The sequence below is a fragment of the Streptomyces sp. NPDC033966 genome (assembly GCF_055575955.1).
Genome location: NZ_JBVIRQ010000018.1, coordinates 141451 through 154250, shown reverse-complemented (window position 1 = coordinate 154250; position 12800 = coordinate 141451). Strand labels below are relative to the sequence as shown.

Below are 12800 nucleotides of genomic sequence, written 5' to 3'. Positions count from 1 at the left end.
GCCCGGTTACATTCCGAACCCGGAAGCTAAGCCTTTCAGCGCCGATGGTACTGCAGGGGGGACCCTGTGGGAGAGTAGGACGCCGCCGAACAATCTTTCAAAGGACCCTTGGTCCAGCGTTCAACGCTGGACCAAGGGTCCTTTTGTTTTTCACCATCTTTACGCCGAAGCGCGGCCATGGGCTGGCTGCGCGAGAATGACTAGCGGTACCCCGAAGACAGGAGTCACACCCATGTCCAACTACTCCGACGATCGTCCGGAGCGCGAGCCTCGGCGCAACGACGGCGGTGACAGGGGCGGCTACCGCGGCGGTCGTGACGACCGTGGCGGCGACCGCGGTGGCTTCCGTCGCGACGACCGCGGCGGCCGGCCCGCCGGTGGCGGTGCCGGTGGCGGCTTCCGCCGTGACGACCGCGGTGGGCGTCCCGCCGGCGGTGGCGGTGGCTTCCGCCGCGACGACCGCGGTGGCGACCGTCCGTCGTTCCCGCGCCGTGACGACGACCGTGGTGGTTTCCGCGGCGGTCGTGACGACCGTGGCGGCGACCGTCCGTCCTACCCGCGCCGTGACGACCGTGGTGGCGAGCGTCCCTCGTTCCCGCGTCGTGACGACCGTGGCGGGGACCGTCCGTCGTTCCGTCGTGACGACCGTGGTGGCGAGCGTCCCTCGTTCCCGCGTCGGGATGACCGTGGTGGCGAGCGTCCCTCGTACCCGCGTCGTGATGACGACCGCGGTGGCCGTCCCTCGTTCCCGCGTCGTGATGACGACCGTGGTGGTTTCCGTGGCGGTCGTGACGACCGTGGTGGCGACCGTCCGTCGTACCCGCGCCGTGACGACCGTGGTGGCGAGCGTCCCTCCTTCCCGCGTCGTGACGACCGTGGCGGGGACCGTCCGTCGTACCCGCGTCGTGATGACGACCGTGGTGGTTTCCGTGGCGGTCGCGATGACCGTGGTGGCGACCGTCCGTCCTACCCGCGCCGTGACGACCGTGGTGGCGACCGTCCGTCGTTCCGTCGCGACGACCGTGGTGGCGAGCGTCCGTCCTACCCGCGTCGCGATGACCGTGGCGGGGACCGTCCGTCGTACCCGCGTCGTGATGACGACCGTGGTGGTTTCCGTGGCGGTCGTGACGACCGTGGCGGCGACCGTCCGTCCTACCCGCGCCGTGACGACCGTGGCGGCGAGCGTCCCTCCTTCCCGCGTCGTGACGACCGTGGCGGGGACCGTCCGTCGTACCCGCGTCGTGATGACGACCGTGGTGGTTTCCGTGGCGGTCGCGATGACCGTGGTGGCGACCGTCCGTCCTACCCGCGCCGTGACGACCGTGGTGGCGACCGTCCGTCGTTCCGTCGCGACGACCGTGGTGGCGAGCGTCCGTCCTACCCGCGTCGCGATGACCGTGGCGGGGACCGTCCGTCGTACCCGCGTCGTGATGACGACCGTGGTGGTTTCCGTGGCGGTCGTGACGACCGTGGCGGCGACCGTCCGTCCTACCCGCGCCGTGACGACCGTGGCGGCGACCGGGGCGGCTTCCGGCGCGACGACCGGGGCGACCGTGGTGGGTACCGTGGTGGCCGCGATGACCGCGGTGGCGACCGTGGCGGCTTCCGCCGTGACGACCGCGGTGACCGCGACTTCCGCTCCGACCGCGACCCGGTCAAGCGGCTTCCGATCGACGAGGACGTCACCGGCCACGAGATCGACGCCGATGTGCGCCAGGAGCTCCTGAGCCTGCCCAAGGGGCTCGCCGAGGAGGTCTCGCGGAACCTGGTGATGGTCGCTCGGCTGATCGACGAGGACCCCGAGCAGGCGTACGCGTACTCCCGCATCGCCCTGCGGCTCGCCTCCCGCGTCGCCGCCGTGCGCGAGGCCGCCGGCTTCGCCGCGTACGCGACGCAGAAGTACAGCGAGGCGCTCGCCGAGTTCCGTGCCGCCAAGCGGATGACCGGTTCCGTCGAGCTGTGGCCCGTCATGGCCGACTGCGAGCGCGGCCTCGGCCGTCCGGAGCGGGCGCTGGCCATGGCCGGTGAGCCCGAGGTGCAGAAGCTGGACAAGGCCGGGCAGGTCGAGATGCGTCTCGTCGCGGCCGGTGCCCGCCGGGACATGGGCGAGCTCGACGCCGCCATCGTGACCCTGCAGAGCCCCGAGCTGGCCTCCAGCGCCGTGCAGCCGTGGACCGCGCGCCTGCGGTACGCCTACGCCGACGCCCTCCTCGCGGCCGGCCGTGAGGACGAGGCGCGCGAGTGGTTCGCCAAGACCCTCGAGGCCGACAAGGACGGCGCGACCAACGCCTCCGACCGCCTCGCCGAGATCGACGGCGTGGAGTTCGTGGACGCCGCCGCGTCCGACGCGGACCTCGACGACGCGGACCTCGACGACGAGGACCTCGCCGACGACGCGGACCTCGCCGACGACGAGGACGAGGAGCAGGACCCGGCCGAGGTGGCCGCCGCCGAGCGCGCCACCGACCAGGCCGAGTACTACGACGAGGACGACGAGGAGTACGAGCCCGCCGACGACGCCGACGTCGACCTGACGGACGAGCTCGTGGTCGTGGAGGACGAAGAGCGCGGCAAGGCGTAACCGCGGCGCTCGCGGGACGACGGAAGGGCGGCACCCCCTCGGGGGTGCCGCCCTTCCGTGTGTCCGGGGCCCTCGCGTGTCCGGGGCCCGGCGGGGGCGTCAGTCCAGGCTGCGGAGCACCAGGCCGGTGGCCGGCTTCGGCCCGAACGAGGTGGACTTGCGGGGCATCGTGACGCCCTGGCGGGCCAGGTCCCGGACGACCTCCTCCCGTACGGGGTGCAGCAGGACCGCGGTGCCGCCGTGCCGTTCGGCCATGGCGACGGTAGCGGCGGCGTCGTGGATGTACGAGATGTGGTCGGGGGCGTCCGGGATCTGCCACAGCGCGTCGAGCAGGGAGGCGTGCAGCACGGTCGCGTCCAGCCGGCGCCAGGCCTCGGGGCGGTCGCGGCGGACGGTGCGCTCGATGAGGGTCGGGTCCGGGTCGGTGACCAGGTGGTAGGAGCCGTCGCCGGTGAGGAGGAAGGCGTTGCCGCGCTCCGAGGCGTCCGCGAGGGCCTCCAGGGCCAGCGGCAGCGGGCCCTCGACGGGGCGGACCCGGAAGGAGCCCTCGACCTTGGCCAGTGCCTCGGAGAGGGGGAGCCGGCGCAGCATCCGGTGGATGGCCCGGACCTGGAGCGGGTAGCGGGCGGTGTCGACGAGGAGGACCAGGCCGAAGTCCCACGGGGTGGCGGGGCCGTGCTCCTCCTGGAGGCGCAGGTACGTCGCCCAGCGGTGGTGGCCGTCGGCGATGAGGGCCTGGCGGTGGGCGAGGTCGGCGGTGACGGCGGCCAGTTCCCCGGGGTCCGTGATGGCCCAGAGGCTGTGGCGGAAGCCGTCCTCGGTGACGGTGGACAGCAGCGGTTCGCGGGCGGCGGTGTTCTCGACGACGCCGGCCGCTCCGGTGCCGGGGCCGTCGCCGCGGTAGGTGAGGAGGAGGGGTTCCAGGTTGGCCGAGGTGGCGCGCATCAGGCCCGCCCGGTCGGTGACCACGTCCGGCATGACGTCCTCGTGGGGGAGGACCACGCCCGCCTCGGCGGGGGAGAGGGCGAGGGCGCCGATGATGCCGCGCTGGAGGAGGCCCGGCTTGCGCTGCTCGTAGACGTAGAGCGCGGGCCGCGGGTCGGCGCTGAGGACGCCCCCGGCGAGCCAGTCGCGCAGGGTGCGGGCGGCCTGCTCGTTGCGCGCGGCCGGGGTCTGGGCCTGCGGCAGGATCAGCCGGACGATGTTGTGCGGGTCGGCGGATTCGAGGTGGTCGACTCCGTCGGGGCGTACGACCACGTCGTACGGCGGCGAGGTCACTGCCGCCAGGCTGCCGACGCGCTCCGGGACGTAGCGCAGTCCGTGGAAGGGGATCAGGCGCAGCCCGTGCTCCGCGTTGCCAGGTGTGGTCATTGGTGCATGGTAAGACCCGTCTCGCGATGCGGGATGATCGGGGGAGTTACGGGGTAGCGCAAAATCGGACAAGATCGATCCTGAGAATCCCGATGTCTCGAGCGTTCTTGGAACGGTTCAAAAGGAGTGGCCAGATGACCCGGCAGAGCAGGACCGGCCCCGCGGGCAGTGAGCGGAGTCTGCACCAGGCGTACGACACGGCGCTGCTGGACCTGGACGGGGTGGTGTACGCGGGCGGGCACGCCATCGCGCACGCGGTGGAGTCCCTCGCCGTGGCCCGGGAGGACGGGATGCACCTGGCGTACGTCACCAACAACGCGCTGCGGACCCCGGACGCCGTCGCGGAGCACCTGACCGAGCTGGGGATCCCCACCGAGGCGGGTGAGGTGATCACCTCCGCGCAGGCGGTGGCCCGGCTGATCGCGGAGCAGGTGGAGCCGGGGTCGAAGGTGCTGGTGATCGGCGGCGAGGGGCTGCGGGTGGCGCTGCGCGAGCGCGGGCTGGAGCCGGTGGAGTCCGCCGACGAGGAGGGGCTCGCGGCGGTGGTCCAGGGGTACGGCGGCCCGCACCTGGAGTGGGGGCGGTTCGCGGAGGCCGCGTACGCGGTCAACCGGGGGGTGCCGTGGTTCGCGTCGAACACCGACCTGACGATTCCGGGGGCGCGCGGGATCGGACCGGGCAACGGGGCGGCCGTGGAGGTCGTACGGATCGCGACGGGCGCGGAGCCGCAGGTGGCGGGGAAGCCGCTGCCCCCGATGCACCGGGAGACGGTGCTGCGGACCGGGGCGGAGCGGCCGCTGGTGGTGGGGGACCGGCTGGACACCGACATCGAGGGCGCGTTCAACGGGGACGTGGACTCGCTGCTGGTGCTGACCGGGGTGACGGACGCGGTGCAGCTGTTGCGGGCCGAGCCGAGGCACCGGCCGACCTATGTGGACCGGGACCTGCGCGGGCTGCTGACCGGGCAGCCGGAGGTGGTGGAGCACGCGGGCGGCTGGCGGTGCGGCGGCTGGACCGCGGTGCACGCGGACGGGCGTCTGGACGTGGAGCCGGCGGGCGGTGCCGGCGGTACGGGCGATCCGCTGGACGGGTTGCGGGCGCTGTGCGCGGCGGCCTGGTCGCGGGCCGGGGACGGGGCGTACGGGGACGACGTGGAGAAGGCCCTGGCGAAGCTGGGTTTCTGAGCCCGCGGGGGCTCGGCGGGCTCGGCGGTCCGGGTGATCAGAGAAAGCGCAGGGTAGGCTAACCTAACCTTCGTGTTGGCTGAGAGTCCCCCCGAAACCGAGCAGAGCGCGCCGCCCCCCGTGGCCCGCCCGCGGCACGCGGCGCGCGTGGCCGGTCTGCTGATCGCCCTCGCCGTGCTGGCCCTGGTCGCGGTGGCGAGCATCGCCGTGGGCGCCAAGCCGATGCCGCTCGGCGAGGTCTGGCACGGCCTGTTCCACTACTCCGGCACCACCAACGACGTGGTCGTACGGGACCTGCGGGTCCCGCGCACCGTCCTCGGGCTGATGGTCGGGCTCGGACTCGGCCTGTCCGGCGCGGTGATGCAGGCGCTGACCCGCAACCCGCTGGCCGAGCCCGGCATCCTCGGCGTGAACGCGGGCGCCGCGGCCGCCGTCGTCTCGGCGATCAGCTTCTTCGGGGCCGCCACGCTGAACGAGTACGTCTGGTGGGCCTTCCTCGGCGCCGCCGCCGTCTCGGCCGCCGTGTACGTGCTCGGCGGCAGCCGCAGCGCGACGCCGGTGCGCCTGGCGCTCGCCGGCACGGCGGCCAGCGCGGCCCTCGTCGGCTACATCAACGCCGTGCAGCTGATGGACACCAAGGCGCTCGACAAGCTGCGCTTCTGGACGGTGGGCTCGCTGGCCTCGGCCAACATGGACACCGTCCGGCAGGTGGCCCCCTTCCTGCTGCTCGGCGGCGTGCTCGCGCTGACGCTGGGCCGGCCCCTCAACGCGATGGCGATGGGCGACGACACCGCGCGGGCGCTCGGCGCGCACCTGACGCGGACCCGGATCCTGGCGATGGCCGCCATCACCCTGCTCTGCGGGGCCGCGACGGCCGCGTGCGGTCCGATCATCTTCATCGGGCTGATGATCCCGCACCTGGCCCGCCTGGTGGCCGGGCCCGACATGCGCTGGGTGCTCGCGTACTCGGCGGTCCTGTCGCCCGTGCTGCTGCTCGGCGCCGATGTGATCGGACGGGTCGTCACCCGGCCGTCCGAGCTCCAGGTCGGCATCGTCACGGCGCTCATCGGCGGCCCCGTCTTCATCCACCTGGTTCGGCGCAAGAGGATGGCCCAGCTGTGACCGCGACCCCCGCCGAGACCCCCGCCGTGCCGAACTCCCGGCTGCGGGCCCTGCGCGGACCCGGCCGTACCTCGCTGCGCGTCGAGCCGCGCGCGCTGCTGACCGGGCTGGTGCTGGCCGCGGCGACCCTGGTGCTGGCGGTCGTGCTGATCGGCACCGGCGACTTCGAGATCGCGCCCTGGGACGTCGTACAGACCCTGCTGGGCAACGGAACCCCCGCCGACGACTTCATCGTCAACGACCTGCGGCTGCCGAGGGTCCTGGTCGCGGTGCTGGTCGGCGCGGCCCTCGGGATGTCCGGGGCGGTCTTCCAGTCCGTCTCGCGCAATCCGCTCGGCTCCCCGGACATGCTCGGCTTCGGGTACGGGTCGGCCGTCGGCGCGCTCGTCGTCATCGTCCTGTTCAAGGGCGGCGCCACCGAGGTCGCGCTGGGCGCGGTCGTCGGGGGCCTGCTGACCGGTCTGGTCGTCTACCTCCTCGCGTACAAGCAGGGGATCCACGGCTACCGGCTGGTGCTCGTCGGCATCGGGGCGTCCGCCGTGCTCGTGGCCGCCATCCAGTACCTGATCGCCCGGGCGCAGATCGTCGAGGCCACCCGGGCGATGGTGTGGCTGACCGGTTCGCTGGCCGGGCGGGACTGGGCGCAGGTGTGGCCGCTGCTGGCGGTCTGCGCCGTGCTGTTCCCGCTGGTCCTCGGGCAGAGCCGGGCGCTGCGGATGATCGAGATGGGCGACGACGCCGCGTACGCGCTGGGCGTGCCGGTGGAACGGACCCGGATGCTGCTGATGCTGGCGGCGGTCCTGCTGACCACCGCGGCCGCCGCCGCGGCCGGGCCGATCAGCTTCGTCGCGCTGGCCGCGCCGCAGCTGGCGCGGCGGCTGTCGCGGTCGCCCGGGTCGAACCTGCTGACCGGTGCGCTGATGGGCGCGGTCCTGCTGCTGGCCTCGGACCTGGCCTCGCAGCGGGCCTTCGGCTCCGACCAGCTGCCGGTGGGCGTGGTCACGGGGCTGGTCGGCGGTCTCTACCTGCTCTGGCTGCTCGTCACCGAGCGCAAGGCGGGACGTATATGAACAAGCAGGTCGAAACGAGGAGTGGGCAAGTGCAGAGGCTGAGCGCGGAGAACGTCACCCTCGGCTACGACCAGCGGGTCATCGCGGAGAACCTGTCGGTGGAGATCCCCGACAACTCCTTCACGGTGATCGTGGGCCCCAACGCCTGTGGCAAGTCGACGCTGCTGCGGGCCCTGTCGCGGATGCTGAAGCCGGCCGCCGGACGGGTGCTGCTCGACGGGCAGGCGATCTCCTCGCTGCCCGCGAAGAAGGTGGCGAAGACGCTGGGCCTGCTCCCGCAGTCCTCGGTCGCCCCGGACGGCATCACGGTCGCCGACCTGGTCTCGCGCGGCCGCTATCCGCACCAGGGGCTGCTGCGCCAGTGGTCGGCGGAGGACGAGCGGATCGTCGTCGAGTCCATGACATCGACCGGCGTCGCCGAGCTCGCCGACCGGGCCGTGGACGAGCTGTCGGGCGGTCAGCGCCAGCGGGTGTGGATCGCGATGGCCCTGGCCCAGCAGACCCCGCTGCTGCTGCTGGACGAGCCGACGACCTACCTGGACATCCAGCACCAGCTCGACGTGCTCGACCTGTGCGCGGAGCTCCACGAGACCCGGGGCCGGACCCTGGTCGCGGTGCTGCACGACCTCAACCACGCGGCCCGCTACGCCACGCACCTGATCGCCCTGCGCGGCGGCGTGGTCGTCGCCGAGGGCCCGCCGGCCGAGGTGGTCACCGCCGAGCTGGTGGAGGAGGTGTTCGGGGTGCGCTGCCAGATCATCGACGACCCGGAGACCGGCACGCCGCTGGTGGTCCCGGCCGCCCGGCAGGCCCGCGTGAAGGCCGCCGTCTGAGGCTCGCGCCGGACCGTGCCCGCGGCAGCGCCCCGCACCCGCCGGACGGAGTCCGGCGCAGCGCCGCGAAGCCGGGGAGGCCGCTCGCGGCCGAGGCGTGCGAGTGGGCGCGTTGAGGGGGCGGGGCCGCTCGGGGCCGAGGCGTGCGAGTGGGCGCGTTGAGGGGGCGGGGCCGCTCGGGGCCGAGGCGTGCGAGCGGCGCGTCAGAAGGCTAGAGCAGGCTCTTCAGGCGCAGCAGGTCGCGGAAGCCGGCCTCCAGGCGGACCCGGCCCGAGGCCCAGGCCTTGGCGAACTTCAGCTCGCCGGCGACCATCGCGACCAGGTCGTCGCCGGTCATCGCCAGCCGGATCTCTGCCTTGGACCGGGGCGGCCCGGGCGTGAGCCCGTCCACCCGGATCCCGCCGTTCTGGAGGCGCCCGGAGAAGGTCTCGTCGAGGTCCGTGATGTGGCAGCTCAGGGAACGGTCGAGGGCGGCCGCGCCGCGCACGTCGCCGTCCGCCGCGGCCAGGTTGTCGGAGAGTCGGTCGAGTGCCGCGCGGCACTCCTGGATCGTAGCCATGGTGATCACGACCGTACCGCAGAGCCGCGGGTGGTGACGGCCGCGCTTCGGGGTAGCGTCGTGGCATGACCGACGCACAGTCCGGGAGCGTCCCGGACGCCCCCCGCGAGCCCGCGCCCCCCGCCGCCGGGCCCGCGCCGCTGGGCCTCGTACGCACCCCCACCGGCCACGCCGCGGTGGACGCGCACCTGGAGCGGCTGGCGGACGCGGACGACCTGGCGGCGGACGGGCACGTCGAGGTGTACGAGGATGTGCACAGGGGACTGCGCGAGGCGCTGGACGCGCTGGACGCACCGCCCGTCCCCGGACCTTACGAAAACAGGAGCTGAACCGAACGTGGCAGGAGTGGCACGCCGCCGCCTGGACGCCGAACTGGTACGCCGCAGCATGGCCCGCTCGCGCGAGCACGCGGCCCAGCTGATCGCCGCGGGCCGGGTCACCGTGGGCGGTACCACCGCCACCAAACCGGCCACCCAGGTCGAGACCAGCGCGGCGCTGGTCGTCCTCAAGGACGACAGCGACCCCGACTACGTCTCCCGGGGCGGCCACAAGCTGGCCGGCGCGCTCGCGGCGTTCCGGCCGCAGGGGCTGGCCGTCGAGGGCCGCCGGGCGCTGGACGCGGGCGCCTCGACGGGCGGGTTCACCGATGTGCTGCTGCGCGCGGGCGTGGCCCACGTCGTCGCCGTCGACGTCGGCTACGGACAGCTGGCCTGGTCGCTGCAGAGCGACGAGCGGGTCACCGTCAAGGACCGTACGAACGTGCGCGAGCTGACGCTGGAGCTGATCGACGGCGTCCCGGTCGACCTGGTCGTCGGGGACCTGTCCTTCATCTCCATCGGCCTGGTGCTGCCCGCGCTGGTGCGGTGCACGGCGCCGGACGCCGATCTGGTGCTGATGGTGAAGCCGCAGTTCGAGGTGGGCAAGGACCGCCTGGGCAGCGGTGGTGTGGTGCGCAGCGCCGAGCTGCGGGCCGGGGCCGTGAAGGACGTCGCGGCGCAGGCCTGGAAGCTGGGGCTGGGCGTGCTGGGCGTGACCGCGAGCCCGTTGCCGGGGCCGTCGGGGAACGTCGAGTACTTTCTGTGGCTTCGGGCGGGGGCACCGGCACTCGACCCGGGGGATGTCGATCGTGCAGTGGCGGAGGGGCCGCAGTGACGGATGTGTCAGCAGGTTCAGCAGGTTCAGCAGGTTCAGCACGTCGGGTGGAATCGGAGGGGGCGGCCTCGGGGGAGGCGGCGGAGCCCAAGGGGCCGCGGACCGTCTTCCTGGTCGCGCACACCGGCCGGCCCGCCGCGATCCGCAGCGCCGAACTGGTGGTGCAGGGGCTGCTGAAGTCGGGGATCGGGGTGCGGGTCCTGGAGCACGAGGCGCGGGACCTGCCGCTGCCGCCCGAGGTGGAGCTCGTCGCGGAGTGCACGCCCAAGGTGTTCGACGGGTGCGAGCTGCTGATCGTGCTCGGCGGGGACGGGACCCTGCTGCGCGGGGCGGAGTTCGCGCGCGGCTCGGGGGTGCCGATGCTGGGCGTCAACCTGGGCCGGGTGGGGTTCCTCGCCGAGGCCGAGCGCGACGACCTGGACAAGGTCGTGGACCGGGTGGTGACCCGGTCGTACGAGGTCGAGGAGCGGATGACCCTCGACGTCCTCGTACGCACCAACGGTGACATCGTGCACCGGGACTGGGCGCTGAACGAGGCCGCCGTCCAGAAGGTGTCCGCCGAGCGGATGCTGGAGGTGGTCCTGGAGATCGACGGGCGCCCGGTGACCGGCTTCGGCTGCGACGGGATCGTCTGCGCGACGCCGACGGGTTCCACGGCGTACGCGTTCTCCGCGGGCGGGCCGGTGGTCTGGCCGGAGGTGGAGGCGCTGCTGATGGTGCCGATCAGCGCCCACGCGCTGTTCGCGAAGCCGCTGGTGACCTCGCCCACCTCGGTGCTGGCGGTGGAGGTGCAGAACGGGACCCCGCACGGCGCCCTGTGGTGCGACGGGCGCAGGACGCTGGAGCTGCCCGCCGGGGCGCGGGTGGAGGTCCGCCGGGGGACGGTGCCGGTCCGGCTCGCCCGGCTGCACCACGCGTCGTTCACGGACCGGCTGGTGGCGAAGTTCGCGCTGCCGGTCTCGGGGTGGCGCGGGGCACCGCACTAGGGGGGTGTCTAGCCTTCCCCGATACGCCAATAGCACATCCGTTCGAGAAGTTTCGGGCGGGTGAGGTCACATGCCACCCGTGAAACCTCGGTATGGTCGTCCCGTGCTTGAGGAGATGCGGATACGGTCGCTCGGGGTCATCGACGACGCGGTGGTCGAGCTGTCGCCCGGTTTCACCGCGGTGACCGGCGAGACCGGTGCGGGCAAGACGATGGTCGTCACCAGCCTCGGGCTGCTGCTCGGCGGCCGTGCCGACCCCGCCCTGGTACGGATCGGGGCCAAGGCCGCGGTGGTCGAGGGGCGCGTCGTCCTGCGCCCGGACGCACCCGCCGCCGTACGCGCCGAGGAGGCCGGGGCCGAGCTCGACGAGGGCGCCCTGCTGATCAGCCGGACCGTGTCCGCCGAGGGGCGCTCCCGCGCCCACGTCGGCGGCCGCTCCGTGCCCGTGGGCCTGCTCTCCGAACTCGCCGACGAACTCGTCGCCGTCCACGGCCAGACCGACCAGCAGGGCCTGCTGCGCCCGGCCCGCCAGCGCCAGGCCCTCGACCGGTACGCCGGCGACACCGTCGCCGTCCCGCTGGAGAAGTACGCCGGCGCGTACCGGCGGCTGCGCGCCGCCACCGCCGAGCTGGACGCCATCACCACCCGCGCCCGCGAACGGGCGCAGGAGGCGGACCTGCTGCGCTTCGGGCTGGACGAGATCGCCGCCGTCGAGCCGCTGCCCGGCGAGGACGCCGAGCTCGCGGCCGAGGCCGAACGGCTCGGGCACGCCGAGTCCCTGGCCTCCGCCGCGCAGGCCGCGCACGCGGCGCTCGCCGGAGACGTCGAGGACCCGGAGGGCGTCGACGCCAACACCCTCGTCGCGGGCGCCCACCGCGCGCTGGAGTCCGTACGCTCCCACGACCCGGCGCTCGGCGCGCTCGCCGACCGGATCGGGGAGCTGGGCATCCTGCTCGCCGACGTCGCCGGGGAACTCGCCGGGTACGCCGACGACCTGGACGCCGATCCGCTGCGGCTGGCCGCGGTGGAAGAGCGGCGGGCCGCCCTGACCCAGCTGACCCGCAAGTACGGGGAGTCCGTCGACTCGGTGCTCGACTGGGCCCAGCAGGGTTCGGCGCGGCTGCTGGAGCTGGACGGGGACGACGAGCGGATCACCGAGCTGACCGCCGAGCGGGACGCCCTGCGCGAGGAGCTGTCGCTGCTGGCGCAGGCCCTGACGGACGCCCGGACGGAGGCCGCCGAGCGCTTCGCCGCCGCCGTCACCGAGGAGCTGGCCTCCCTGGCCATGCCCCACGCCCGGGTGACCATCGAGATCCGGCAGACCGAGGACGCCGACGGCGTCGAGGTCGGCGGGCGCACGGTCGCGTACGGGCCCGCGGGCGCCGACGAGGTCGAGCTGCTGCTGGCCCCGCACCCCGGTGCCCAGCCGCGGCCGATCGCCAAGGGCGCCTCGGGCGGTGAGCTGTCGCGGGTCATGCTGGCGGTGGAGGTCGTCTTCGCCGGTTCCGCGCCCGTGCCCACGTACCTCTTCGACGAGGTCGACGCGGGCGTCGGCGGCAAGGCGGCCGTCGAGATCGGGCGGCGGCTCGCGAAGCTGGCCAAGTCCGCTCAGGTCGTGGTCGTCACCCACCTGCCGCAGGTCGCGGCCTTCGCGGACCGCCAGCTGCTGGTGGAGAAGACCGTCGACGGATCGGTGACCCGGTCCGGGGTGACCGTGCTGGAGGGCGAGGACCGGATCCGCGAGCTGTCGCGGATGCTGGCCGGCCAGGAGGACTCCCAGACGGCGCGGGCCCACGCCGAGGAGCTGCTGGAGGCGGCGCGCGCGGACGCGTGACGACGGCATCGTTAGCCCGTGTGGGTGAGGCTGGGGGGCGCACTGCGGTATCCCGTACGGGATACGCACCCGTATGGTCCCGGAACGCGCGTGCGGACTGGCATCCTG

Annotated in this window: 11 protein-coding genes, 1 rRNA gene and 1 pseudogene; 11 read left to right on the top strand and 2 right to left on the bottom strand. The window is 73.7% G+C overall.

What is annotated here, in order from left to right:
- From rrf to ACZ518_RS34835, 3 genes and pseudogenes are all read left to right on the top strand, one after another.
- Positions 1–91 (top strand): 5S ribosomal RNA (gene rrf / locus ACZ518_RS34845); the annotation flags it as partial.
- A gap of 138 nt (positions 92–229) precedes the next feature.
- A pseudogene (locus tag ACZ518_RS34840) lies at positions 230–1642 on the top strand (hypothetical protein); the annotation flags it as partial.
- 66 nt (positions 1643–1708) lie between these two features.
- Positions 1709–2581 carry a tetratricopeptide repeat protein gene (locus tag ACZ518_RS34835; RefSeq protein ID WP_469117040.1) on the top strand — a complete coding sequence of 291 codons (873 nt, stop codon included), beginning with the start codon at positions 1709–1711 and terminating at the stop codon, positions 2579–2581.
- Between the two features lie 99 nt (positions 2582–2680).
- Here ACZ518_RS34835 and ACZ518_RS34830 read toward each other — a convergent pair whose 3' ends face one another.
- Positions 2681–3952, bottom strand: a complete 1272-nt coding sequence (locus ACZ518_RS34830) for a DUF1015 domain-containing protein (protein WP_469117026.1) — start codon at positions 3950–3952, stop codon at positions 2681–2683.
- Between the two features lie 134 nt (positions 3953–4086).
- On the opposite strand from ACZ518_RS34830, the gene ACZ518_RS34825 reads away from it, so the two are divergent.
- From ACZ518_RS34825 to ACZ518_RS34810, 4 genes are all read left to right on the top strand, one after another.
- The gene (locus ACZ518_RS34825) at positions 4087–5136 is read left to right on the top strand and encodes an HAD-IIA family hydrolase (protein ID WP_469117025.1); all 1050 of its coding nucleotides are present in this window, start codon (positions 4087–4089) and stop codon (positions 5134–5136) included.
- Between the two features lie 75 nt (positions 5137–5211).
- Positions 5212–6258 carry a FecCD family ABC transporter permease gene (locus ACZ518_RS34820; protein ID WP_469117039.1) on the top strand — a complete coding sequence of 349 codons (1047 nt, stop codon included), beginning with the start codon at positions 5212–5214 and terminating at the stop codon, positions 6256–6258.
- Positions 6255–7328 (top strand): FecCD family ABC transporter permease, encoded by a 1074-nt coding sequence (locus ACZ518_RS34815; protein WP_469117024.1) that lies wholly within the window; start codon positions 6255–6257, stop codon positions 7326–7328. The genes ACZ518_RS34820 and ACZ518_RS34815 overlap by 4 nt, the downstream gene beginning before the upstream one ends.
- On the top strand, positions 7325–8161 hold the full coding sequence (locus ACZ518_RS34810; protein WP_469117023.1) for an ABC transporter ATP-binding protein: 837 nt from the start codon (positions 7325–7327) through the stop codon (positions 8159–8161). The genes ACZ518_RS34815 and ACZ518_RS34810 overlap by 4 nt, the downstream gene beginning before the upstream one ends.
- 211 nt (positions 8162–8372) lie before the next feature.
- Here the strand turns inward: ACZ518_RS34810 and ACZ518_RS34805 are convergent, their stop codons facing one another.
- Positions 8373–8720, bottom strand: a complete 348-nt coding sequence (locus ACZ518_RS34805; RefSeq protein ID WP_469117022.1) for an alkyl sulfatase C-terminal domain-containing protein — start codon at positions 8718–8720, stop codon at positions 8373–8375.
- A gap of 65 nt (positions 8721–8785) precedes the next feature.
- Here ACZ518_RS34805 and ACZ518_RS34800 point away from each other — a divergent pair, with 65 nt between their 5' ends.
- From ACZ518_RS34800 to recN, 4 genes are all read left to right on the top strand, one after another.
- Positions 8786–9049 carry a hypothetical protein gene (locus ACZ518_RS34800; protein WP_469117021.1) on the top strand — a complete coding sequence of 88 codons (264 nt, stop codon included), beginning with the start codon at positions 8786–8788 and terminating at the stop codon, positions 9047–9049.
- Between the two features lie 7 nt (positions 9050–9056).
- Positions 9057–9872, top strand: a complete 816-nt coding sequence (locus ACZ518_RS34795; protein ID WP_469117020.1) for a TlyA family RNA methyltransferase — start codon at positions 9057–9059, stop codon at positions 9870–9872.
- Positions 9873–9919: 47 nt separating this feature from the next.
- Positions 9920–10858, top strand: a complete 939-nt coding sequence (locus ACZ518_RS34790; protein ID WP_469117019.1) for an NAD kinase — start codon at positions 9920–9922, stop codon at positions 10856–10858.
- Positions 10859–10973: 115 nt separating this feature from the next.
- A complete protein-coding gene (recN, locus tag ACZ518_RS34785) occupies positions 10974–12692 on the top strand; it encodes a DNA repair protein RecN (protein ID WP_469117038.1) in 1719 nt (572 codons plus the stop codon).
- Positions 12693–12800 lie beyond the last annotated feature (108 nt).